Consider the following 26,312-nt stretch of genomic DNA (forward strand, 5'->3'; position numbering starts at 1 on the left):
CGGCAATAGATGTAATACTATTTTGTAAAAGCTGCTTTCATCTTAAGACGCAAAATAAAGACAATTAGAAAAAGCAGAGATAGATAAAAAATAACCAGGGAGACAGCCCCTGGTTTTGCTTGTAAATTATCTGACAACTCTATTGGTTTATTTATTGGTATATTTCATTGCCAGACTTTAAAAAAGTGGTGGACCTAAGGGGATTCGAACCCCTGACCTCTTGAATGCGAATTTACAAGAAAATTGGGCCCATATCGCTGTATTCCTTGAAAATAAAGGCCGGACGGGAACATTACATATTATCCAGATTAGTCCAGGTTGTTCAATCAGTCCAAGTGGAAGCCTTGATATCGCTGGCATTCTATAATTTAGAAAATAGTCCTGGTTAGCAAATTGGTTAGCAAATTTATATCTGTGGGCAAACCAACTAACTATGGTTAATAGAGATATAAAAGGAAAATACATACAAAGAAGAAGGACTTTATAGAAAATTATCGAAATATGGAGAAAGTGGATATGACCACCCGAGTGGGTGGTCTAAACGTTTATTGGGGTAATTCGACACAATCTGACACTATTCTTATATAAGAAAAAGCAAAATGTTTAAATTATTATTCGGAGGAAATGGAGAATGGGATTTTTTGATTTTTTTAAAAAAAATAAAATAAAACTGAATGAACCTGAAGAAAAAGAACATTCAGAAGTCTTTCAGAATAAATCAGAGATAAAGAATAATACAAAATTAATTGTTAATGGGGAAGAGATTATTCCAGTTGAAGTGTATTTAGAAAAGGCTATTCCAAGCCAAGAAGGTTTATATCCTCATGAAATTTTATTATTGGATTATGCTCATACATATATGACTGACAATCAGAGATTTCAAGGATTCTGGTTATATCATTATGGTGTTACAAAACCAGAAGATGTCCTAAAGTCATTATTAACCAGAGGCTTTTTAGAACTAGGAGATATTAAAAACATATTAGAAAATAAAACTATTCCTGTACTAAAAGAAGAATTAAAAAAGCAGGGTCTAAAAACTACAGGAAAAAAGGCTGACATAATAAAGCGATTGTTGAAAGAAGGAAATCGTGAAGAACTGGAATTATCATTTTCAGAACGGATGTACAGATTAACTACAAAGGGACAGGATGAGCTAGATAAAAATGCTTATGTGCCATATATACATAGACATCCCAACTATGGGTTAGATATTTGGAGTTTAAATATATTAGTTAATCAACATCCAAAAAATTTGTATATGGATAAAATATGGAACCATTTTAATGAACAAAGTAATTATTATTACTCAAAGCATGAGTTTGGGCTATATCGTAACGTTAGATTAAATATGTATGAAATTTTAATAGAAGAGAATAAGACAGATAAGGCTTTTCAATTTCTTGCAGAGGTAATATATTTTGATTTAAGTGGCCTGGATAATAGTTATGATTATATATTTAATTCCGATTTAGATGATGATTATTTTGATGGAAAATCAAGAATGGAATTCTTTATTGAAGGTCTATATCCCTATGAGAAATCACTAAATAAATTACCTCCCGGTATAATTGATAGATTAGCATTTATTATCGAAGAACTTGGTATATCAGAGGATAACTTAAATCAAGAATTGTCATCACGTTTTAAAAAATTTAAATTTCCTTTTCATATGTTTACACAGGAAGAGTGTATAGAAATTTGTATAGCAGAATTGAATGGAGATATAAAGTCCTTAGTTTCCTTGTATAATATTGTAGGAAAACGACTTAAGACAAATTTAAAAAGGAAATGATAATTATTTCTATAAATATTTATAATAACTTTCTAATATTAATTATAAAGCATATAATTACTGTTTTTGAATTGAGGCGAAAACTAAAATATGAACCAAAGTATTAATATAACCTGTGATTTTCTGCATGACAGAACAGTCAACTTCGCAATGCAGCAAAACCACGTTCCTGTTGTTAAACGTCTGCGCTTAACCAACGAAAACAATTTTGATCTCAATAACCTGAAAGTAAAAATATCCGCTGAGCCTGAGTTTGCATCAATTTGGGATATACATGTTGCGTCAATACCAGCAGGACAGACGATGGACCTGGGAGTTATTGATCTACAGTTATCTTCGGTTTATTTAGCAGGACTTACCGAGCGTATTGAAGGAAGATTGTTTGTTAATATTTTTAAAGATGACAGCCTAATTTATAGCTCACAATCACCAATTGCTGTATTGGCCTATGATGAATGGAGTGGCTCACAGACTATTCCTGAAATTATCGCCGCCTTTGTAACTCCAAATCATCCGGAAATTCAAAGAATACTTAGGACGGCTGCAGATATACTGAAAGAGTGGACTGGCAGCCCATCGCTAAACGGCTACCAGAGCAAGGATCCGGTAAGAGTAAGAAAACAGTTGGCAGCTATCTATGCTGCGCTACAGCAGCAAAATATAACATACTGTGTACCTCCAGCCAGTTTCGAAGAACATGGGCAGAAGATTCGGATGCCTGACATTATCCAGGAATTCCATCTTGCCACCTGTCTAGATTTAACAGTATTATTTGCGTCCTGTGCTGAAGCAGTAGGTTTAAACCCTCTTATTATCTTTATAAAAGGACACGCGTTCCCAGGCTTATGGTTAGTTGAAGAATCATTTTCCGAGAGCTTGCAAGATGATGTGACACTCCTGACTAAGCGTATAGCCCCAGGTGTACAAGAGATTTGTGTATTAGAAAGTACAGCGGTTACCTCGGAGCAGATCAGCTCTTTTGACCAAGCAGTTGTGTTGGGTGAAAACTTGCTTCGCAATACGGATAATTTTAATTTTTTCGTAGATGTCCGGCGAGCTAGAGCCAGTCAGATCAGGCCATTGCCTTTTAGATTTCATGGTAGTTTAACTAATGATGAGGAAATACCTTCCCAGAAGACACCCATTGGCCAACAAGCCCCGGAAGATGTTGATAGGCCTATCTTTATAACTGAAAAAGATAAAACCGAAGAAGAACGGTCCCGCCTGGAACAGTGGGAGAGGCGTCTTTTGGATTTAAGTATGCGAAATCCTCTTCTGAATTTTCGGGTGACTGGTTCATGCATCCCAATACTTACAGTTGAACTAAACGAACTTGAAGATCAATTAGCAGACGGGGAGGATTTTAGAATACACCCCCGGCCGGCGGACTGGGACGAGAGCTCACGTGACTCCAAAGTATTTATTCGAAGGCAAAAGAATGACCCGATGGTCAAACTATTACAGGAAGAATTCTCACAGCAGCGTTTGCGAGCTGATCTAACCGAAAAGGAACTATCTAATCGGTTGACCCAGCTTTATCGCGCCGCACGTACCAGTCTTGAAGAAAATGGAGCAAACACCCTTTATATGGCTCTAGGATTACTGGTGTGGTACGAATCGGAAGTCAGCCAAAAGCCCCGTTATGCTCCCATCTTACTGCTCCCTATGGAAATTGTAAGAAGATCGGTGCAGACCGGTTACGTAGTACGCCAAGGCGAAGACGATCCGCAGCTAAACATAACATTAGTTGAAATGCTTAGACAGGATTTGGGTATCGATATATCAGGATTGAATCCCTTGCCGACCGATGAACATGGTATTAATGTGAAGAAGGTCTTTACGACGATCCGGCGAGTTGTGATGAATAAGTCGAGGTGGGATGTTGTTGAAAACGCTTACCTGGGTTTATTCTCGTTCAGTAAATTCGTGATGTGGTATGACTTAAAAGCCCGTACAGAGGATCTTAGAAAGAATAAGATTGTTTCCAGCTTGATTTCAGGAAGTTTGCAATGGTCTCCAGACAGTAATTACATTTATGACGAAAAACTTGATGAAATAAATCATCCCAGAGAAATAATTTGCCCTATCAGTGCAGACTCATCCCAGTTAGCTGCAATTTGTGCAGCCGGCCAGGGCAGGAGTATTGTCTTACACGGACCGCCAGGGACAGGGAAATCGCAGACCATCACCAATATTATCGCCCACGTTCTAGCTCAAGGTAAAAGTGTTCTTTTCGTAGCGGAGAAAATGGCTGCACTCACTGTTGTGCAGCGGCGCCTTGAGCAAATAGGTCTAGCCTCTTTCTGTCTGGAAGTACATTCAAATAAGAGTAAGAAAAAAGATATTTTGGGGCAACTGCGAAGATCACTTGAGATAGGCAGGATAGCAAAACCACAGAATTGGCTGATGGAAGCAGACCGCCTGGCTGCTTTAAGAAATGATTTGAACAAATATGTACATGCGCTTCATCGAAAGCGCACAATTGGCCATTCATTCTTTCATGGTTTAGCCAGGTCGGTTGCAGTCCGGCAGAGCCCGGCGGTAGTGAATTTTAAGGCAGAACAGGTAGTTGATATCACCCCGGAAAAACTGCAGAAGTTGAGTGAGCTTGCCCGTCAGCTGCGTATTGCCGGTGAGGGATGCGGGCACCCTTACGGACATGTATGGTCTCTTTCCCTTTGTCAGGATTATCTTCCCCAACTGCGAACACAGCTAGGGGATGCCCTATTAGTCTTACATAGTTCCATTAATAATTTACTAAAGGCCAGGTCCCCCATTGTTAAATTCTTTACCCTGGCAGAACAAGACGAAAGTTATTCTGCTATAGTAAACCTTTATGAACTTGTAAAACAATTTCTTAACACTCCTCCCATGCCTGGTACAATGGTGCGCATAAATGATTGGGATGAGGTGCGTTCAGCTGTAGAATTATGGATCAGTCATGGGCGTAGCCGTAATAAACTAAGAGATGAAGTATACTCGCGTTATACTGAACATGTTGCTAAACTTGATGTTGCTGGAATGCAGGAAAATCTGCGAACGGTCAAACAACAGTGGTTCATCCCGCGTTTTTTTGGAATGAACCGGATAACAAAAATACTCCGGGGTAAGCTTAAGCCTGGTGTTGCCATAGGTAGTGAGCTGGTTGAAAATGATCTGGAGCAAATAAGGAAGTTCCAAGAGGAAGAGAATTTCCTGTCATTAGCTAGCGAACGAGCCAGGGAAATGATAGGGAGCCTTTGGCAAGATGGCAATGCCGACTGGGATTTGGTAGCTAACGCTTGTGTTTGGACAACCAACCTGCGTAAACTCGCTGTGGATATCGCAGGAACCGACATGGAATACCTGGGAAGACTACGTGATAACTGGTCAAGCACCATTACAGAATTCCGTGAACAGCTTGGTCCTGATGGAGCATACAGTAAACAGTTAAATTCTTATATAGACGCATATAAGGCTTTCGAAGCTGCCTGGCAGGCTTTTGATCAACTGGCCATGTTAGACCAGGAAGTATTATCAGGTTGCAAGAACGACCATAATTGGTTTGAAAAGTTGCTCGAACAAATTTGCACGTGGGAAGAAAACATGGATGGATTGCGTAGCTGGTGTGCTTGGCGACGGGTACGTTCGGAAGCCGTGAATGAAGGATTAGAATCATTAGTCAAACCTTATGAGGTGGGAAAGTTGGCCCATGATCAGGTTGAACCTGCATTTCAGCGGGGATTCTACCAGGCATGGATAGAAAATGAACTTGCAAATGACACCGTATTATCATCATTTACTCGTGGTCTGTTCGAAGATAAAATACGTCAATTTAGAGAACTCGACGAAAACTTTGCACGACTAACTCAGCAGGAAGTTTATGCGAGACTGGCTGCCCGGTTGCCCCAAATTAACGGAGACTCTTTACAAAACTCAGAGATGGGTATTTTACAAAGGGAAATATTAAAGCAGCGAAACCACATGGCTCTGCGTCAGCTTTTTTCGAGAATTCCCAATCTGCTAACCAGGTTAAAACCATGTTTGCTCATGAGTCCAATTTCGGTAGCACAATATCTTGACCCTTCTCATTCACCCTTCGACATTGTTATTTTTGACGAAGCATCTCAGGTTCCCACCTGCGATGCTGTTGGCGCAATTGCTCGGGGTAAAGAAGCTATAATAGTCGGTGATCCTAAACAACTGCCGCCAACCAGTTTCTTTATGACTATAAATACCGATGACGATGATGATGGTCTGGCTATCACAGATCTGGAGAGTATCTTAGACGATTGTCTCGCTATACGTATGCCGGAAGAACATTTGCGCTGGCATTACCGTAGTCAGCATGAGAGTCTGATATCTTTCAGCAACTATCAATATTACAGCAGTTCACTTTATACATTTCCTTCTCCGGATGATTTATCTCCGGCTGTGTTAATCATTTATATAGACGGGTTTTATGACCGCGGCAAATCAAAACAGAATCGGGCGGAAGCGGAAGCAGCCGTTGCCGAGGTAGTACGACGGTTGCTTGATCCTGATTTATGTAGAAGCAGTATCGGAGTTGTAACATTCAACCAGGCTCAGCAAAGGCTAATAGAGGATTTATTGGATGAGCAGATTAGGCAAAATCCAGAGATTGAAAGTTACTTTAACGGTTCAGTGGAAGAACCAGTATTCGTTAAAAACCTGGAGAACGTTCAGGGTGACGAGCGTGACGTTATTTTGTTCTCTGTTGGGTATGGTCCGGACGCTCAAGGCAGGATAAGTTATAATTTTGGTCCGCTTAACCGGGAAGGCGGTTGGCGCCGGCTGAATGTCGCTGTTTCGCGTGCAAGACAGGAGATGATGACATTTTCAACATTAAGACCAGACCAGTTGGATTTGTCAAGGACAAATGCAAAAGCCGTTGCTGATCTAAAGGCTTTTTTGGAATATGCGGAGCGTGGTAAGCAGGCTTTATTTGCACAGAATACTATAACAGCTGATGCAGAACATGACTCACTCTTTGAAGAACAGGTTTGCTTGGCCTTAACTGAAAGAGGTCATAATGTGAAAGTTCAGGTAGGTTCTTCAGGATACAGAATTGATCTTGCAATAGTAGACCCCGATTGCCCCGGACGTTATATGCTTGGAATAGAATGCGACGGTGCAACTTACCACCGTTCGAAAACAGCACGAGACAGGGATAAATTGCGTGAGTTGGTCCTGTGTAAGTTGGGTTGGAAAATCCACCGTATCTGGTCAACTGATTGGTGGGAAAATCCACAACGCGAGATAGATCGAGTTGAGGAGGCTATCGCTTCTGCCCGAAAAGAGAGCAGAACTGATATGCCGAAAAAGGCCCCAGTAAAACAAGTACAGCCACCAACCGAGATTTATGCTCAGAGGGTAACAGTACCTATCCCGGTAGAAAAACCTTCCACATCCATGAACAGTAAGCTATACAAGATGTGTCGATTGCTACAAGTAAATTGGTCACAAGAAGATTTCTATTTGCCATCATCCAATCAGCTGATTTCGAGTCAAATTATGCAGGTGGTTAACGAAGAAGGGCCGATCAGCCACAGCTTATTGTGCAGAAGAATAATTCAGGCTTGGGGTATTACAAGGGTTGGCAATCGTATCGACGATAGAATTCGTGTGTTCTGCCGTAAGCTTAAATTCCCCATAACTCGAATAGGAAGAATTGATTACTATTGGCCGGAAAAGGCTGATCCAGTGAAATATGCATTGTTTCGAGTTCCAAGTGGTGAAAATCAGACCCGTCGTAATATAGATGACATTCCAGGTGAAGAGATAAGGAACGCTGCGCTATATGTGCTGCGTCAACAAATCAGCCTTCCCGAAGATGATCTTGTGCGGGAAATAGCTCGAATATTTGGCTATCAACGAACAAGGACCGCGGGGCAGCAGCATATCGTTAAAGGGTTAGGGCTTTTGGTCAAGACTGGAGTGGCTAAACTGGATGGGGATACACGAGTTGTACTTGTAAAGTGATCTAAAGGAGGTCCATATAATGAGTGATTTTAGTTTTGCTGTGCTTGATGTTGAAACCACAGGCCTATTCCCCGGTAGGCACGACAGAATTATTGAAATTGCAATAATAAATATGGACTTAAAAGGAGCTATTCAGAGGGATTTTGAAACATTAATAAATCCTGACCGGGACTTAGGCCCAACACATATACATAAAATTACTGCTGATATGGTAAGAAACGCCCCAATGTTTAAAGATATAGCGGGGAATATTCTGGATTGTTTAGCCGGTAATATCATTGTGGGTCACAATATAAGCTTTGATTATAGGTTCTTGGATAGTGAGTTCCAAAGACTTGGAATTAAATTGCCCAGACCCGTGACTATATGCACTTTAAACATGGCAAAGAAAATGGAACCGAGTATTCCTTCTGGAAAATTAGGGGCTTTGTGTGATTATTTTAATATTCCTATCACGAGGCAGCATAGTGCATATGGTGATTGCCTATCCACTGCAAAATTATTAAAGACTTTAATGAATGAATATGGATTAGATAATTTCAACCAACATGTCACTCAACCAGTCCAAAAATCCAGATGGCCGGTAGCTACCAAAGCGAATGATTATTTTAAACGTTCTTGTTATGAAACAAAACAGAGAGAATGTAACTATATTGGGGGATTAATTGAGAGATTACCAATCGACCTCGCCATGGATCTAAAGATTTCTAAAAACAAAGCACTAATACTTCATCAGCGGTATCTTTCAAACCTGGTAAGAATAGCACTTCTAGATGGAATAATTACTGAGGCTGAAATGGCTGATTTATATCAGGTAGCAAAGCTCCTTAATGTCTCAGATAAAATTTTATACGATTTAATCTCACGCGCTCATAAAAACAACAATATCAAGGATCTAGCTCAGGTAAGACAAGAATATATAGGAAAGACAGTTTGTTTTACTGGCACTTTAAGTTCCTTTTATGATGGTATGCAGATAACAAGAGAAATGGCTCATAAACTTGCGGTTGAGCATGGATTGATTGTCAAGAAAGGCGTTACAAAAGATTTAAATTTTCTTGTTACGGCTGATCCTGATTCTATGTCAGGAAAAGCCAAAAAAGCTAGAGAGTATAGTACAAAAATTCTTGCTGAGCAAACTTTCTGGAGTATGTTAGGTATTCAGGTTTCATGATTGCCACATCTTGCGGATTCCTTAATCTTGAAGTAGATTCATTTGCGAGTTAGTTCTACTCTATGTGTTATAACACCGAATGCAAATAAGTAATCATTATAAAATTATGAGCCTGAAATAGTCTGATGATACGAGGGGGTTAAAGGATTAAAGAAAATATTATAGAGGAGTTGGAAAAATGATTAAATCAATTACCTTAAAAAAAGTAGCAACTTTTGATGTATCAGGTATTCAAATAAAAGATCTGAAAAAGATAAACTATATTTACGGTGCTAATGGGAGTGGGAAAACCACTATTTCGAAATTAATCGACAAACAAACTGATTCTATTTTTGCCAATTGTTCGCTTGTTTGGGAAAACGGACTGCCGATTAAGGCACTTGTTTATAACAAAGATTTTAGAGAAAAAAATTTTGGTAAGGGGAGTATAGACGGGGTTTTTACTTTGGGTCAAGCAACCATGGAAGATATCGAAGCTATTAAAAAAATGGAAGAGGAATTAGCTGAAATAAAAGATGGTGGAATAAAAAAGAAGAATACATTAGATAACCAGAATATTGAAAAGCAGAATCTTGAAGATGCATTTAAAGAGGCAGTATGGACAGAAATATATAAAAAACATGAAGCTGATTTTAAAGAAGCTTTTGTAAATTATCGAAAAAAAGAAACTTTCAAAATAAAAATTCTTGATGATTTTCAAAATAACAAAGAAGCCCTTAAAACTTATAAAGAACTAAAAGAGAAAGCTAAGACGATTTTTGGAAAAGTGCCAGAAATAATGTCATTTATTACTTCAATTGACTTTGCAAGGTTAACTGAAATCGAAACGGAAGAAATATGGCAGAAGAAAATCATTGGTAAAGCAGATGTTAAAATTGCCGCTCTGATTCAAAAACTAAATCTGAATGACTGGGTAAACGAAGGTAGAAACCACTTAAAGGCAAATGATACTACCTGTCCTTTTTGCCAGCAACCAACTATTACAAACGATTTTAGAAAGCAGCTAGATGATTATTTTGACGAAACTTTCGCCACCGACTCAGCCCTTGTAAAATCTAATGCAGAAGAATATAATCGGCTGGCCTCAAACTTAATAAATGTTTTGCAACAAATTGAAGCAACTGAAAAGGCAAACAGTGAAACTAAACTCAATATCGAAACATTTTCCGCCTATCTAAAAACTTTAACAAGCCAATTTATTTCCAATAGAGAATTACTAAATAATAAAATCAAAGAGCCAAGCCGTAGTATTGATTTAATATCGGTAAAAGAACAATTGGAGAATATTAGACAGTTGATAATAAGTGCCAATGATGAAATTACTTCGCATAATGCCATTGTTAAAAATTACGCTTCTGAAAGAGCTAATCTAATTAAGGAAATCTGGAAATATATTATTGAAGAAAACAAAATTAAAATTGAAGATTATAATAATAAATCAAGGGGATTACAAAAAGGTATAATTGCTTTAGAGGGGCAACATAAAGAATTAAAGGAAAAGTATAAAAAACTAAATAGCAAGATAAAAGAAGCCAATAAAAATGTAACAAGTATTCAACCTTCTGTTGACGAAATAAACAAAATATTAAAATCATACGGATTTTTAAATTTTGAAATAGTTCCTTCTGAAACTCAAAAGAACCAGTATCAAATCCAAAGGGAAGATGGGTCAATAGCTGAATCAACTTTAAGTGAGGGAGAAATTACATTTATAACTTTTCTTTATTTCCTACAACTGGCTAAAGGAAGTAAATCAGAAGATTTGATTTCGGAAGAAAGAATTTTAGTAGTTGATGATCCGATTTCAAGTCTAGATAGCAATATTTTGTTTGTTGCCAGTTCATTGCTTAAAGAGATAATTAAATCAATTAAAAAAAGTGAAGGAAACATAAAACAGTTAATACTCTTAACGCATAATGTTTATTTCCATAAGGAAGTTACATTTATTGACGGTCGTACAAAAGAATCTAATGATACGTACTATTGGATTCTACGAAAAAACAATAATATATCTGCTATTCAGTGTTTCGAGAAGAATAATCCTATTCAAAGTTCTTATGAACTTCTATGGAAGGAATTAAAAAACAGGGAAAACAGTTCTGGAATAACTATTCAGAATTCCATGAGAAGAATTATTGAAAATTACTTTAAAATTCTTGGCAAATATGGCGATGATGATTTAATAAAAAAATTTTCAAACCGCCAGGAACAAGAAATATGCAGGTCTTTGATTTGCTGGATTAATGACGGTTCTCATGGCATTCCTGACGATTTGTTTATAGAGCAGTCTGACGACATAATTGATAAATACTTCGAGGTTTTCAAAAACATCTTCGTTCATACCAAACACATTGAACACTATAAAATGATGATGGAAGAACGTGCTGTATAGGGGTTCAAATTATTATATTTGGAGGGAATATATGCGTATTCTTCATACTTCAGACTGGCATCTTGGCCGGACCATTGAGGGAAGAAGTCGTCAAACTGAACAGGAAGATTTTTTAGAAGAACTCTGTCGCTTGGTCATAGACGAAAAAATTGATGCCATACTGGTTGCTGGTGATGTATTCGATGCTTATAACCCTCCAGCATTTGCGGAACAAATCTTCTATGATGCTGTAGACAATATGGCAGCTGGTGGGGAAAGAGCAGTTATAGTAATTGCTGGTAACCATGACAGCCCGGAGCGTTTGATAGCAGCGTCTCCATTGGCTAGCCGGAATGGTATTGTACTTTTGGGGTTGCCAATTGATCAACCTTCAATTATAAATACGCAGAATAATAATTGCGCACATGTTATTAACGGGGGACCTTCCTGGCTTGAGTTGGCGGTTCCCGGATGCAATCACACAGCTGTGTTGCTAACCATACCATACCCATCAGAAGCTCGGCTGAAGGAACTTCTTCATGACTCCCTGGAAGAAGAACAGGCTTTACAACAAGCCTATTCTGTTAAAGTTCGTCAATTGTTTAGCGAGTTGGCAAAAAATTACCGGGATAATACCGTTAACATTGCCTTGAGTCATATTTTTGTTCAAGGTGGTTTGACTTCAGATTCAGAGCGTCCCATATTTTCAATAGGTGGGGCATGTACGGTGCTACCTGAGGACCTGCCACAGAGTGCACAGTATATAGCGTTAGGTCACCTGCACCGGCCCCAGGTTGTAAAGGGCAGTAATGCAACATGTCGTTACTCCGGGTCTCCATTGGCCTATAGTTTCTCCGAGACAGGTCAGGCAAAATCCGTAGTTGTTGTAGATGTTCTCCCTGGCCGACCAGCTGAAGTACGTGAATTAGTTTTATCCAGTGGTTGCCCATTAGTACGCTGGAAGGCCACTGATGGAATACCCCAAGTATATAGCTGGTTGGATGAGGGCCGTGATCCAAGGGCTTGGATTGATTTAGAAATTAAAACTGATGCACCTCTTACTATACAGGAGGTGCAACAATTACGTAAGGCATGTGGGCGCTTCATAGATATTAGAGTGGATTACCCTGAAATTCGGCATGAAAGTGAACGACATTCCAGGGCAGGTTTACCTATAGACCAGCTGTTTACTATTTTTTACGAAAGAAAATACGGGGTAAAGCCGGATGAAAAAATGATTTCTCTTTTTATAGATATTTTAGGTGGCAGGGAAGAAAATCAGCAGAACGGAAACGGAGGTGAAGACCTGTGAAACCTATTACTCTTAAATTAGCGGGTTTGCATAGTTTCCGGGAAGTACAGGTAGTAGACTTTGAAAAACTCTGCGAGGTTGGTCTCTTTGGTATTTTCGGTCCTACTGGTAGTGGAAAATCCACTGTACTAGATGCTCTTACTCTGGCATTGTATGGCAAGGTGGAGAGGGCAACATACGGAACCCAAGGAATCTTAAATCATGCCGAGGACCGGGTGGTAGTTGAATTTACTTTTGAACTTGATCAGCCGGAAGGGCGTAAACGTTACAGGGTAGAACGCGTTTATCGGCGCAGCGGTGATAGCTCAGTAACCAGCGCGGGAGCTCGGCTCATACAGATTACTAATGATGATGAAAAGCCTATAGCGGAGAAGAGCAAAGTTACTGAAGAAATTACATCGATGCTGGGGCTCACAGTTGATGATTTCACCAGGGCAGTAGTTTTACCGCAGGGGAAGTTTGATGAATTTTTAAAGAAAATAAAGCCGCTTGATCGCCGGCGCATGCTGGAGCGCCTTTTTGGGTTGTATGAATATGGTGATAAATTAAGGCAGAAGGTGGATTTTCGGTTAAGTGAAGTAAGTAATAAAATGGCTTCTGTACTAGGAGAACTTGAAGGATTGGGGGATGCCTCGGACGAAACTCTCGATTCCACCCAAAAAAGATATGATGAAACCAACCGCATGGTAAACGAGGTAAATGATTTTCTAAAGAAACTGGAAAAAGAGCATAAAGAATTGGAAAAAATATGGACTTGGCAGGAAGAAAAGTTTTCCTTGGACCAAAAACTAAATAATCTACTTGAACGCGAACTAGAAATAGACGCCTCCAGGCTAAAACTTGAGGCAGCCATAAGAGCTGGTAAAGTTTTACCGTTCTTAAATGAAGAAGATCATGTAAAAAAAGTTTTTACAGCTGCCCAGGAAAATTTTAAAACTAATAAAGATAAGCTTTCTTTAGTCGAACTTGCAGCGGAAAAGGCAGAAGAAACCTTTGAGACTGTCAGCCTCCAGCGGCAAGAAGTAGCTCCCGTGCTTTTAGGAAAAAAAGAACGCCTAATCCAGGCAGTAGAATTGGAGAGGGAAGCTAGAGAATTAGAAAAAGGAAAATCGGGTATGGAAAACACCTTAAAGGAACTAGATGAAGAAAAGGCCAGTAACGGTGTGTACCTTCAAAATCAGCAGAAGGATAAGGCAAGTCTCGAGAGGGAAATAAAAATCTTAAAAGAAAAAATCACCATTTCGCAAGTAGACTCGGTATGGCGTAAGAAAGTTTCAACTGCTCTTCTCGCATTTCAAAGGTGGGAAAAGGCTAGAGAAGAAAAAAGTAGGGCGCAGGTTAACCGGGAGAAAAAGGAGGAACTCCTATCCGATACTAAAGAATTACTAGCTAAAGTCACGGCAGCGGAACAGAAAGCGCTAAAGATTCTTGAACAGGCTGTCATTAAAGAAGAAGAGTTGCGTGAAGGCTGTCCAGAAGACGAAATATCCCTGCAGGATTCGCTACAAGAACTGGAGCGTTTGCGATTCAAGATAGGCGAAATAACTCGTTTATCTCATGCAATATATGATGCCACAAATGTTTTAAAGAATAAAAACACAGAATTTGAAAAAAATCAGGGAGCATTCAAAAATGCTAAAGTAATTTTGACTGAAGTAGAACGTCAGCGGGATGATGCCAGGCAGATAGTACAGTTTCTAGAAGAGAAAATGAATGAACTGAACCACCGAAACATGGCTTACCACCTTGCAAGTTTGTTAGAAGAAGAAGTTCCTTGCCCTGTATGCGGGTCGGCGGACCACCCATCACCTGCAGTTACAGATAAAGTTGCTGAAATTGCGAATATAAAAATTGAACTGCAAGAGGCGCAGAATTCTTTAGAAACTGCTCAAAAAATGCTTGAGAAAGTTCAGCAGGATTATTCAGTAAAGGATGAAAAGCTAAAATCTTCAACTGAGGCAGCCCAGGAGGCCAAGGACCGTCTGTTTGTAATTAATACTGAAATAGAAGCAGCCCGCGGTACACTGCCCATTTCTTGGAATAATCTTTCCCCGTCAGAATTGGAAAAGGAGATGGTCAATCAGGAGACCCGGTTGAATCAACGGCGGAAAGCTTTAACAGATTGGCGGAAGGAACTGGTAGAAGCCCAGCAATCCTTAAGGGAAGCCCAGAATTCGTACAGTAAAGCAAAGGCTGCCAGGACGGGAGCTGAAAGCACCTTTCAGGGTAGGGAGATTGCATGGCGAGAGGCCACTGAAAATGAACTGGTTGTAACTGGGGAAGCGGATAAATGTCTCAAAAATCTGGATAATGCTCGTGGAGATATAGCATCCGATAAAATTGACGAGGAACAGAGGCGGATTGAGCGCCTAGACTTTGAACGGTCAGATTTGGAGAAAAAGCTTATTGAGCTAGATAAAAAGCTTGCCGAGAGCAACCTGGAGACAGAAAAATTAGCTGTACGGGACGGTGAGTTGGCAGTTCAGATTTCTAGAAATCAGGCAGGACTTTTGTCTTTGTCTGTTCAGCTTGAGAAAAAGGAAAGTGAAATCATTAAGATTACCAGCGGCGAATCAGCATTGTTGTTGTTGGAGCAAACTGAAACACAATTAAAGGATCTGTCCGAAATGGAACAGCAAGCACAAGGCGAGGCTAAACGTGCGATCAAGGAAAAGAACGAATTAGGACAAGCCCTGGCAGCGTCGGTTAAAGCACTAAGCATTGCTGAAGAAAGGTTGGAAAATTCACGGAAAAAGCTAGATAAAATATTAGATGAGCTATTTTTTGTTACTCGTAATGAGGCAGAACAGGCCCTACTTAAAACTACTGAGCAAAGAAATCTACAGATAGTATTGGAAGAATACGATGCAGAAAAGAAAAGGTTGGATGCTTTGAGTAACAACTTGGCTAAAAAACTAGATGGTCGTATACTTTCCGGAGAAGAATGGCAAACTCACCAAGAAAACCTTGCTGGTGCCCGTTGCAAACAAGGGGAAGCTTTAACTGCCAGGGGTGCAGCCTTTAAGGAATATGAAAAGTTGAAGCAAGATAATGCCCGCTGGAAGGAACTAACCCAACGTGCCAGTGAAATAAGGAATTTTAAACAAAAGCTTGAAGTGTTAAAAGACCTTTTTCGTGGAAACACCTTTGTGGACTTTCTGGCCGAGGAACAGCTTATAAGGGTCTCTAACGACGCCTCGATCCGGCTCGGACAACTTACAAAGCACCGCTATGCCTTGGAAGTAGATTCGGAAGGTGGTTTTATCATCCGTGACGAGGCGAACGGTGGGATAAAGCGACCTGTCAGTACCCTTTCCGGAGGGGAGACCTTTGTTACTTCCCTGGCTCTGGCCTTGGCTTTATCTATGCAGATACAACTAAAAGGCTGTTATCCATTAGAATTTTTCTTTCTCGACGAAGGCTTTGGCACACTGGACCCTGACCTTCTAGAAGTGGTGGTTACCACATTGGAAGGGTTGAGACTTGAACACCTTAATATTGGAGTAATAAGCCATGTTCCTGAGTTGAAAAACAGGCTTCCGAGACGCCTAATTGTTTATCCCGCTGAAGCCTCTGGTGCAGGAAGTCATTTTGAACTGGAGATGGCTTGAAGTAAATAGGCATTCGACTAGAGTGATATTCCTTCCATGTATGTGAAAAAGAAAGACTCATTTTCAATTATTAAGATTGCACAATAAAAACGAGCGTGGCCTAAAAGTTACAAAACTTACCTTTCAAATTTAAACCCCCTGGAGTCACAAAAACGCAAAAATCTGAAAACTACACTAAGAATTTTGGCGTTAAACAGTGGCGCTGATCAAAGATAATGTTGGTTAAGCTAAGGTTTCACAAAATTATGGTCAAAAAGAGGAGCTCTCGATGAATCTGCTTGAAAAATTACTTGGTTATGGAAAAAAAATTTTAAATGAAACAGAACTGCAGCAGGTTATTAAAAAAACTGATTATAGTCTTTTCCACCATGCAGTTGGAAAACTAGTGGATGATGGAATTCTTGTACCGGTTAAGTCTGCAGGTTTAAACGGTAGATTACCGCCTTTATTTAATAAATATCGTTTGATCAAACCGAAGGAAGATTTAGCGGTATATCTTGAAACCATCCGCCATCTTAATCCTACCTTAAATATCTCAGGTTATCTTAGAAGGCCGGAATTATATAAAAAGCACCGGTATATTGTAGAAGGTTTAAGTCGGTATTTGTGGCATTCAGCAGGATTGCTTGAAAAACCCATGTCGCGCAAGGAACGTTCATTTTCGATATGGGGATGGGAGAAGCTATTTGACAACCATTTTGTTTTGGTAAGAGAAGTCTTGAAATTTAATAATCTGGGGGATGATTTCCTTAATTATTACGATACCCCCGAACCTTTTTTTGAGTATGTGCATGCTCGCCAGGAGCATATGACCGTACTGATCCTGGAAAACAAGGATACTTGGTATACCTTTAGAAAACTGATGCAGGATACCGGGAAGAACATTGTCGCCGGCACTCCAGTGGATGTACTTCTTTACGGCGAAGGCAATAAGATTTCCAAACGAGGCGCCCTGGAGGAGTGCAATGCCGGCATGCTGGGGGGTAAAAGAGATCAAGCTGGGCGTTTTCTTTATTTCGGAGACCTGGATCTAGAGGGAATCCGTCTGTTTTTCCGGACCAGAAATGGCAACCCTAATCTTGACATCAAACCTTTTTCTGGTTTATATAAGCTCATGCTTAAACTGGCTGCAGGTGTGGAACTCCCAGTGTCACCGGATAAAAGAGATGTGACGGTACCCCTGTCAGAATTCACTACCATGCTGGGATTTGACAGTACCGATGTGCTGACAGTTTTTCTGGCAAGGGGCAAGTATATACCCCAAGAGATAGTCAATTACCAGGTAGCAGCGGATATCCTAAGTTAGAAACGAGGAATTAGATCAATGAATACGCGGGGGTTAGAGTTTCTCGAGGGTTTTGAGAAACGGATGCAGATTGTGGCGGCCATAGACTCGATTGTAAACCGCCTTAACCGGAACATGGAAATAGAGAGGCTGCTTGAGCCGGGACAACTTGATAATATTATTTTCTCCGTCCTTGTATTTATCATGGAAAGGACTCTTACCGAGGATGAGGAGTGCACTATAGAAAGTATAACAGCCTTCGTTGCCAGGATTGTCCCTGATTATGGTCTTAGTTTTCCCTGGGAGACCACCCGCAGGATCACGGAGTACATCATCAAGGATATTCTGCAAAACGGCGGAGAAACAAGATTTTACCCGGTAATGAGGTATGGGAAGGGTATGACCCAAACCCGGATCAGGCTTATTGACGACAAGCTGAAGGATGGCGAGAGGGGTTATGTGACGACCTACCAGCTTACCGACCAGGGCTATGACTTGCTCTTTAGAACCAAGGAAGTAGAGCAGGAAATCAGCTTCACTATTGAAGAGCTGAAGCTGCGCGAACTGATCAGGCGCAAAAACTACAAGAAGGCCATCGGGCAGAGCGGTAACCTGGTGCAAATGATCAGGCAGAAAAAGAACGATATCAGGCAGTTCATGCAAAAAATACGGGAAAATATTTACGACGTGGACATCCAGGAGTTTGAAAAGCTGGTCGGCAGTACATATACCTTGCTGGAGGAAGAGTACGGCATCATGAATGAAATCCGGGGTATGATCGTGCTGTCAGAGGAACGGCTCAAGGAGGAGGAAGCTTCCAGAGGTACCCTGGATGAGGAGATGAAGAGAGCGCGGTCGGAGATCGCCGTCATCAGAAGAAACATCAATACCACTATCGACGAACAGAAAGAATTAATTCTTGAACGACACGGCCTGTCAAAGATATATAAGGAGACCATTGCAGACTCCTTCGCGCTTTCACTTGCCAAAAACTATGATTTTGAACGGGAAATCTTAGTACGGCTGGAAAGATGCGATGAGAGAGTCATCCCCTCCCTGTGGCAACTGTTGAATCCCCTGTTTATGCCCAACCCTGACCGGAAGCTTAATCTACTGTCATTGTTTGAACGTCAGGCTCGGCTCAGGCAGGAGGAAGATGCGGTTGAGGGTGTGTTCATTGAGGAACTGGGAGAGGATACCGAACGCTTAAGAATCAAAAAAGCCAACGACGCCAATACAGAATTCATCCGCAGCATCCTGGAGCTGGCAGCAGGCAAAGGGGCTGGATTCATGTTTGGGGCGCTGTTTGAATATTTAAAGAGTAAAGAGGACATTTTTGACCTATTGGTCGCGGATGACCTGATTTTCAGATCAATGCTGAAGCTTTATGATCTCAACGTCATTGATATCAAGGCGTGGCAGGCGCAGCACGACGAGGTGGTCGCCAACGCCACCGGAGAGCTAGATGTCAGCTTTTGCCTGTACTGTATTGAATACGACCATCCGGATTTGTATGGGGTTAAAAAGATAGTAATCAGCAAGCCGTATGAAAGCATATTCGAGGAGGAAATTAATCATCGTGAGGGAGATGTGCTATTCAGCAAGCGCATTGCTATCAGCGATTTTATGATCGAGGTGAGCTTTAGATGAGCCATTTAAACACTGCGGTAAAGATATTCAAGAAATTGATGGACAAGGGACAGTTCGACAGGGAAACAGATGGAGACCTTTTTCTTGAGTTCCGCAACACTGAGGTCCGGTCAATCCTGGCGGAACTGGAGGACGAGATGGACTTCAGGATCGTGGAAGCGTCCAGTACTTTATACTTGGTTCCGGATAGCGGGAACAGCCTGCTGGGCTTTACAACCAGGGATTTCAGGGAATGGGTTGCCTCTGATGCCAGGCTTGTTGACGCCTATCTGCTCTGCTATATCTCCATGTTCATTTTATACTTGTTTTATGGCAGCCGGAACCGCAATCCCAAGCAGCGGGAGTTTTTGAGAATAAGTAAGTTAATCGGGGAACTAGACAGGCGGTTTGCTATGGCCTTTGAAAACAGTGAACAGGCAGCTGTGCTTGATGAAAAGTACGCGATCAATTTTGCCAGGGTGGCGGAACTGTGGGAAAGCAAACAAGACTTTGAGGAAAAAAGCCGCAAAACAAAAGCGGGCACCATCTTAAGCGCCTGCCGGCTACTGGAGCGGGAGAACCTGCTCAGGCTGGTGGATGACGACCGGGAGATTCGCACCACCAGGAAGCTTGATGACCTTATGCTGAACTATTATCTTAATGACAGCAGGGTAGACGAGATTAACGGGTTGTTTGAAGGAGGGGCTTAAGGCGGATGCCCAGGATTAACCGGATCAGGATCGTAAACTTTTCTTATAACAATGATTCCCGGCGCATTCTTGATGAAACCTTCAATTTTCATGGCGGGGAGAATGCACTTTTAAACCTGGCCAACGGGGGTGGTAAAAGCGTATTGGTCCAGCTTTTTCTGCAACCAGTGGTACCGGGTGTTAAGATCCAGGGCCGCAACATAGCGGGTTTTTTCCGCAAGAAAAAGCTGCCGGCTTACATTATGATTGAGTGGAAGCTTGACGGAGCCGGCGGGTACCTGCTTACCGGTATCGGGATGGTGTCCGCGGAAGCGCAGGGAGCGGAGGATGAGAAGAACCGGATCAGATATTTCACCTTTACCTCGAAATATACCGGCGCCAATGCCTTTGATATCGCCCATATCGCTTTCGTTAACCGCAGCGGCGGTGTACTGGAGGTGATGCCGTTTCGGGAAGCCAGGGAGATGATGATTGAAAAGGAAAGAAAAGATAGGTTCGTCTTCAGGTGTTTTCGCGAGGATGATAAGGAGCACTACACCAGGCACCTGGCTGAATTTGGGATAGCCCGGGATGAGTGGGAAAATGTCATTGCCAAGATCAATGATGGTGAAGGCGGTTTAGAGGAAATCTTCCAGAAGTATAAAAACTCCAGCCAACTGCTGAATGACTGGGTCATAAAAACTGTAGAGAAGGCCATGTTCAGGAATAAGTCTGAGTCGCGCCGACTAGAGGAGATGCTGGAGAGCTTAGTGCAGGAGGTTGTGGAGAACGAACGGTTCATTGTAGAAAAACAGCTTTTAGACGGTTTCCTGGGGACCTTCCGGGCGCAGGTTGAGTCTCTGGCCGGGTTGTTGCAAGGACTTGATGGTCAGAAAAGACTGACTGAAAAGCTTGCCGCGTTGTACGGTTATTTGACCTCCGAAACAGATTTGCTTCAGGACAAGCATGATGAAAACAAGCAGGAGATTGAGGACTGCAAGGCCGAGGAACAGTTGGTACAGCTAGAGGAACGGTCAAATGATTACTGGTTGAGGCAGTCGGAGTACGAGGAGGCCTTTAAAAAGCTTAAAACTGCCGAGACCATAAGCAGTGAAACGGAAGGGGCACTGCAAGATGCCAGAGTGCGCGAGAAAATTATGCTGGCCGCCCGCCTGGCTGAAGAAATATGCCGGAAGAGATCGGATTTTTCGGGGATAGAGGAGAGGCTGTCGGTTTCAAAGGAACAGTATGATACTGACGGCAGGGTACGCAGCCTGGAGTATTCCCTGAAGCTATTGTTAGAGGAAACCTTGCATGGAATTGACGCCGCTCTTGCCCTTCTGCACGAAGAAAAGACGGAAAAGGAAAGACTGCAGCAGCAGGCCGGGGAAGATTTGCGGGCTGCTGATAATGAAATAAGGAAACTTGATGGCGAAAAGGGGAAGCTGGAAGAACGGAAGAAAAATTTTGAGAGCTACGAAAAAGAAATCAAGCGTAAGCTCGGCATCACTTTGAGGAGAAACCTCCTGGGAGAACTAGATACCGCAGAAATACAAAAAACCAGGCTGGTCCTGGAAAAGGCCTGTGAAGAACTGGGCAAGCAGGGCAAAAGGCTGGAGGAAGCAAAGGCCACCGCTGAGACGCGCCGGCAGGATATTGACGATAAGGTAAATGAGCACCAGGTTGCTTTAGCAGAGGAGAAAGCGGCCTTAACGGGTATTGACCGGGATATACAGGAATATGAACATAGAGAGCAGGAAATAAGAGGTATTCTTGACAAATACGGTTTCGATTTTGACCTCAGGTTTGACCGGGGGCGCCTTGGGTCTGCCTTCGGGCAGCGGGTGAAAGAACTTGAGGGCAGGCTGGATGAGGCTGCCCGGGTACGTGATGACGTTACAGAATCGCTCTCTTCACTCAAAAACGGGAGATTGCATACACCTGAGGAACTGGCCTCCGTATTTGCCGGTCTAGACATCCCGTATGATACCGGTGAGTCATACCTGCGCAGCCTGCCGCCGGAGAACCGGCAGAAAATGCTTGAGAGCAATCCGGTCCTGCCCTATGCTTTCATCATGTCAAGGACGGATCTGGACCTGGTGGCGAACTCGGTTAACAGCATGACTATGCGCCGGGTAATACCCCTCATTGCTTACGAGGACCTGGGAACAACCGTGCCTAGCGACGGAAGATTGGCCCGGACCCAGGAAGGGATTACATTCGCCTGTCTGTATGAGGGCAGGATGTTTGAAAACGAGAGCCTGGTAAAACTGATGGAGGAGCTTGAACACAAGAGAGACGTTGCTTTGGAGCAGCATGGCCATTTGTCGGACGAGCACACGGCAACGGTGTCTGACCGGGCAGTTTGCGCCAGGTTTGATTATACAGCTGATTACCGGTACGGGCTGGGGAAAAAGAGAGATGAATGTAAAAAGAATTTATTGGAAATAGAAAGCAAGAGATCTGCCCTGGAAGATGAGAAAAGGGGACTTAAAAAGAGGGAAGCAGAAATTCAACAACAGCTTAAGGAATTGAATGAGGATCTGCAAAAAGCAGGTGCAGCCGTACAGCTTTTTGCCGGCTTTATTGATAAGGAAAGGGATTACCAGGACTGCCGTGGGAGACTGGCCGCTGTCGATAAGAGCATAAAGGATTGGGAAACCAGGCAGAAACAACTGACAGCCAGCCTGGACAGTTTACGGGATAATATCAGCAGGCTTGATAAGGAAGTTTGGGAAAGAGGAAAAACACAGCTTGAAGCCCGGGCAAAGTACAGTATTTATAAAGATGTTCCGGAAGCGGAAATTATAGAAGGAAACACCGCGGAACTTGAGGAAAGGCTGAAGGCTTTAAAAGAGAAATACAGCACGGAAATCGGATTGCTGGAAAGGCGCAAAGCAGATTTATCAGCTGATTTAGCTGATAAACAAAGAGATCTGGACCAACTTGGTTTGCAGGAAGAAGATTATGCCAGCGTGCTTTATAGTGAATCGGCCGCCTCTGGAATTCGCGGGGAAATAACTCGTATCGAGGGCTTATTAAAGAAAAGACAGCAGGAGGAAAAGAAGGCTGCCAAGGATGAAGGGGCAGCAGAAAGTGCTTTCAAAAATGCCCTCCGTGAGGTAAAAAGACTGGGTGTGGAGGTTCCACTACCCCCGGAAGAAATCAAGGGTGATTTTAGGGGACGTCTCAAGATGGCACGCTTGCGTGTTAATGAATTAGTATCGAAGAACAAGAATATATCCGAACTTATGAGTGGATACGGCAGGATCCAGGTGAAAATAGAGCAACTGTTCACTCCGGGCTCGGTTGATCCAGAAAAAGGCTTTATGCCTGAGCAGGATATTGCGGCTCAGGCTTCTAAGCTCGAGCAGGGCTTTAGTGAAATGGAAAGTGAAAACCGTGAGGTTGCAGCAAGGATAAGAAATAAATATTACGGCCTGAAGACGGATTACCAGGAGAAAAACATCAACATTGATAATATTTTTAAAGGACTTGACCCGCTCTGGGATAAGGCCGGGATGGAGTATGACGGATTCTATTATCTGTATGAACGGATGGGCCAGCATGGAGAAAAACTGATCGAATTGATAAGGCTGTATGAGAGCCAGCTTGCCAATCTGGAACGGAATAAAAAAGATATGATCCAGCAAAGTTTTCTGCATGGCATGAGGTTTTATGAAGAGATTCAGTGGATATCAGATAACTCTAAGATACGCCTCCAGGGAAGAAGCAGGCCGGTGCAAATGTTGAAGATAGATCTGCAGCTTGACAACAATGATGTGGCTATGCAGAGAATGAAAGAATATATTGAAGAATGTATCTCGAAGGTAAGAGAGAAAACCAGGCAGGAGAGGAGAGAGGATGAAGTCAGAAAGACAGTCGCCAGGTTGATGTCGAGCCGCGAACTGCTTAATGTATTTCTGGGAAATCCTTTTATTCCGGTCAGTGTGTTTAAGATTGATTTAAATATGCAGAACAGCCGCTTGAAGCTCTGGGAGGATGCAGTCCGTGAAAATTCGGGTGGTGAGAAGTTTGTTATCTTCTTTTCCGTTCTTTCAGCCCTGATGACGTATACTCGAGCCCGAAATATGGAGGCGGTAGGAGCGGATGCCGATATTGATACCCGTGTTCTGTTGATGGATAACCCGTTTGGGCCTATATCTTCGGAACACCTTTTAAACCCGTTATTTGAGATTGCCAAAAAACACCGTACGCAGCTTATATGCTTGTCGGATCTCAAGCAAAACTCTATCATGAATTGCTTTAACCTGATCTACATGCTCAAGGTGCGAACCAATGTTATCGGTAGCAACGAGTATTTAAAATTTGAGGAAATTATCCGTGACGAAACTGCTGTTAAAAATGATGAGAGGCTGGAAAAAGCCATATTCCGGGCTTCAGATATTAAACAAATATCCCTGTTTGATTAAATTTGGCCAAGCTGAAAGATAAACTTTAAGATCTTAATATATTTATTTTACTATAAACAGTGTATATACCTCGAATTTTATATGTATTCAGTTTTTTGTTTCTTTTTTAAGGAAGGCCCTATCTGCATAATCCATGTTTTAGTCTGTAAGCAGGTAGTTTTACCAAACAAACTTACGGTTCTTTTATAGATATACTTAAAGAGATAGTGGTTATTATTATATTAGAGATTACGTTCTTTTGGAAAAAAGTAATCCATTCCATAAAACAAATGAGCGTTTGAAACGAGGTCAAGAGGTCATTTACCTAAAAGGGTTTGAAACTTAGTTTCCGAGTGCTATACCAGTTTTTACTAATCATTTTTTATCCGGCTATATGCCGGGTTTTTTGTTGAGAGCAGAAATTTTACAAAGGAGGTGAGAAAATGAGTAACAACAATGAATACTTGTCGGAAATTATGACTGTTGAAGAGGTGGCTGAATTACTTCGTATAAAACGAGCCACAGCATACGAGTACGTAAAAAAGGGTTACATCCCTCATATAAAAATTGGTAAACAAATTAGGGTTGTGAGAAAGAAGCTGTTTGAAACAATGGGACTATAGCAAGGTGGTAAAATATCGGACGGGACTAGTATGTCCCGTCCGGCCAAGCTCTTTTATATATATAATAATACCGGGTTCAAAAGCCCGGTATATTAGTAATAAGTCTCCGTGATTTGGATTACCTGGACTACATAGACACTTGTAGCCTGGTTAGCAAATGCGTTAGCAAATCCTAGCATTCAAAACCCCGGAAGCCTTGATATTACTGGTGGACCTAAGGGGATTCGAACCCCTGACCTCTTGAATGCGAACCAAGCGCTCTCCCAGCTGAGCTATAGGCCCATGAGTTATTAATTTCTGAAGCATTTTTTATATTACCATAACCGTGCCGGGGATGCAAGGGAGGAGTATTGAAATATAGAGGAAAGAAAAACCGAGGTTTCCGGAATAATACCGGTAGGATTTTAGCCGCGCGGCGGTGAATCCTACTTAAAACCACATTTTAGGGAGCTGGCGCGGTGTTAATCTTTAACCCGTTTGACCATGTCAACAGGGTAGATATTATAAAGCGGGTCGCGAAATTAAAGAGAAAAAAAAGCAGCCTCTCCAACGAGGAGATTGCCCGCATTTTGATCAAGAAAAAAAGCAGGTGGTGCGCCGCGGCGGGGGCCTTGACCGCCCTGCCCGGCGCGGTCCCGGTGCTTGGGACACTGGTGGCGATAATTGCTGGGACCATCCTCGATATCACCGCCATGGGTTTTTTTATTACCGAAATGATCCTTGAAGTCGCCGCGGCCTATAACCGCGACCTGGATAAAGAAGGCACCTCGCGGGAGGCCGTCTGGGTGCTGGTATCGGCGGTGGGCGCCGGCGCGGCCAGCAAGGGCCTTACGGGCATGACGGTGAGGCGGCTGTCCGGCCGTGCGTTTAACCGCCTGATTGAACAGGCGCTGCTGGCCCTGGGTATCCGCGCCTCACAGCGCACTATCCTCCGCATTATACCTGTAATCGGCATGTTTATTGCCGGCGGGGTGAACTTGTATACCTGCAAAAAGGTCGGGGACTTTGTGATCAAATATTACTCTGAAAACGCCTACGTGGACAAATGGGATGGAGAAACAATAGAGGCGGAAGTCATAGCCAGAGGCGAATGAAGAGTGCGCTTGCAATTGGAGCACAAACCCCGCGGCCGGACCGCGGGGTTTTTCTCACGATACTATTTTTTGCATTTGTTCCTGGAGCTTGTGCCTTTTACCGGCTATTTCCTCGGCATAGTCTGATGATATCAAGTAAACATTTACCCACAGGTCGTGTTCGTTTGCTTTGCCTTCCAGTTCTCTCGATAAATCTTTAAATTTTTTCGTAACCCTGTCTTTAAAAGCAGAGAACTCACCCAAGATCTCAACTATGTCCCGCTGGGTATAAGAAGCTCCTTCACGCAACATTTTTGCCATAATGTGTACCCCCTCGCTACTGCCATTATATGGAT

Annotated in this window: 13 protein-coding genes and 1 tRNA gene; 12 read left to right on the forward strand and 2 right to left on the reverse strand. The window is 42.2% G+C overall.

Annotated features, from left to right (window positions below; all coding sequences use genetic code 11):
* Positions 1-631 precede the first annotated feature (631 nt).
* The 11 genes from NC238_07880 (at position 632) to NC238_07930 (ending at position 24,883) form a co-directional block, all read left to right on the forward strand.
* Positions 632-1,795 (forward strand): SAP domain-containing protein, encoded by a 1,164-nt coding sequence (locus NC238_07880; GenBank protein MCM1565858.1) that lies wholly within the window; start codon positions 632-634, stop codon positions 1,793-1,795.
* 90 nt (positions 1,796-1,885) lie between these two features.
* Positions 1,886-7,777 (forward strand): DUF3320 domain-containing protein, encoded by a 5,892-nt coding sequence (locus NC238_07885; GenBank protein ID MCM1565859.1) that lies wholly within the window; start codon positions 1,886-1,888, stop codon positions 7,775-7,777.
* A 19-nt stretch (positions 7,778-7,796) separates the two neighbouring features.
* The gene (locus tag NC238_07890) at positions 7,797-8,951 is read left to right on the forward strand and encodes an exonuclease domain-containing protein (protein ID MCM1565860.1); all 1,155 of its coding nucleotides are present in this window, start codon (positions 7,797-7,799) and stop codon (positions 8,949-8,951) included.
* Positions 8,952-9,129: 178 nt separating this feature from the next.
* A complete protein-coding gene (locus tag NC238_07895; GenBank protein ID MCM1565861.1) occupies positions 9,130-11,343 on the forward strand; it encodes an AAA family ATPase in 2,214 nt (737 codons plus the stop codon).
* Between the two features lie 31 nt (positions 11,344-11,374).
* Positions 11,375-12,634 (forward strand): exonuclease subunit SbcD, encoded by a 1,260-nt coding sequence (gene sbcD / locus NC238_07900; protein ID MCM1565862.1) that lies wholly within the window; start codon positions 11,375-11,377, stop codon positions 12,632-12,634.
* Complete coding sequence (locus NC238_07905; protein MCM1565863.1) at positions 12,631-16,245, forward strand: AAA family ATPase; 3,615 nt, start codon at positions 12,631-12,633, stop codon at positions 16,243-16,245. Before sbcD ends, NC238_07905 begins: the two co-directional genes overlap by 4 nt.
* A 268-nt stretch (positions 16,246-16,513) precedes the next feature.
* Positions 16,514-17,551 (forward strand): DUF2220 domain-containing protein, encoded by a 1,038-nt coding sequence (locus NC238_07910; GenBank protein MCM1565864.1) that lies wholly within the window; start codon positions 16,514-16,516, stop codon positions 17,549-17,551.
* Positions 17,552-17,569: 18 nt separating this feature from the next.
* Positions 17,570-19,180 carry a hypothetical protein gene (locus tag NC238_07915; GenBank protein ID MCM1565865.1) on the forward strand — a complete coding sequence of 537 codons (1,611 nt, stop codon included), beginning with the start codon at positions 17,570-17,572 and terminating at the stop codon, positions 19,178-19,180.
* Entirely contained in the window at positions 19,177-19,869 is a 693-nt protein-coding gene (locus NC238_07920; GenBank protein MCM1565866.1) for a DUF6063 family protein, read from the forward strand. The genes NC238_07915 and NC238_07920 overlap by 4 nt, the downstream gene beginning before the upstream one ends.
* Positions 19,870-19,874: 5 nt before the next feature.
* Entirely contained in the window at positions 19,875-24,281 is a 4,407-nt protein-coding gene (locus tag NC238_07925; GenBank protein MCM1565867.1) for a hypothetical protein, read from the forward strand.
* A gap of 422 nt (positions 24,282-24,703) precedes the next feature.
* Entirely contained in the window at positions 24,704-24,883 is a 180-nt protein-coding gene (locus tag NC238_07930; protein MCM1565868.1) for a helix-turn-helix domain-containing protein, read from the forward strand.
* 206 nt (positions 24,884-25,089) lie between these two features.
* On the opposite strand, the gene NC238_07935 is transcribed toward NC238_07930, so the two are convergent.
* A tRNA-Ala gene (locus NC238_07935) sits at positions 25,090-25,165 on the reverse strand.
* A gap of 176 nt (positions 25,166-25,341) precedes the next feature.
* Here NC238_07935 and NC238_07940 point away from each other — a divergent pair.
* Positions 25,342-25,977 carry a hypothetical protein gene (locus NC238_07940; GenBank protein MCM1565869.1) on the forward strand — a complete coding sequence of 212 codons (636 nt, stop codon included), beginning with the start codon at positions 25,342-25,344 and terminating at the stop codon, positions 25,975-25,977.
* Between the two features lie 54 nt (positions 25,978-26,031).
* Here NC238_07940 and NC238_07945 read toward each other — a convergent pair whose 3' ends face one another.
* Entirely contained in the window at positions 26,032-26,277 is a 246-nt protein-coding gene (locus tag NC238_07945) for a hypothetical protein (protein ID MCM1565870.1), read from the reverse strand.
* Positions 26,278-26,312 lie beyond the last annotated feature (35 nt).

The organism is Dehalobacter sp., from assembly GCA_023667845.1.
GTDB lineage: Bacteria > Bacillota > Desulfitobacteriia > Desulfitobacteriales > Syntrophobotulaceae > Dehalobacter.

Bases quoted from the DNA above. Each gene is read 5' to 3' on its own strand.
- NC238_07880 (MCM1565858.1), top strand. From the start codon at position 632: ATGGGATTTTTTGATTTTTTTAAAAAAAATAAAATAAAACTGAATGAA.
- NC238_07885 (MCM1565859.1), top strand. From the start codon at position 1,886: ATGAACCAAAGTATTAATATAACCTGTGATTTTCTGCATGACAGAACA.
- NC238_07890 (MCM1565860.1), top strand. From the start codon at position 7,797: ATGAGTGATTTTAGTTTTGCTGTGCTTGATGTTGAAACCACAGGCCTA.
- NC238_07895 (MCM1565861.1), top strand. From the start codon at position 9,130: ATGATTAAATCAATTACCTTAAAAAAAGTAGCAACTTTTGATGTATCA.
- sbcD (MCM1565862.1), top strand. From the start codon at position 11,375: ATGCGTATTCTTCATACTTCAGACTGGCATCTTGGCCGGACCATTGAG.
- NC238_07910 (MCM1565864.1), top strand. From the start codon at position 16,514: ATGAATCTGCTTGAAAAATTACTTGGTTATGGAAAAAAAATTTTAAAT.
- NC238_07915 (MCM1565865.1), top strand. From the start codon at position 17,570: ATGAATACGCGGGGGTTAGAGTTTCTCGAGGGTTTTGAGAAACGGATG.
- NC238_07920 (MCM1565866.1), top strand. From the start codon at position 19,177: ATGAGCCATTTAAACACTGCGGTAAAGATATTCAAGAAATTGATGGAC.
- NC238_07925 (MCM1565867.1), top strand. From the start codon at position 19,875: ATGCCCAGGATTAACCGGATCAGGATCGTAAACTTTTCTTATAACAAT.
- NC238_07930 (MCM1565868.1), top strand. From the start codon at position 24,704: ATGAGTAACAACAATGAATACTTGTCGGAAATTATGACTGTTGAAGAG.
- NC238_07945 (MCM1565870.1), bottom strand. From the start codon at position 26,277: ATGGCAAAAATGTTGCGTGAAGGAGCTTCTTATACCCAGCGGGACATA.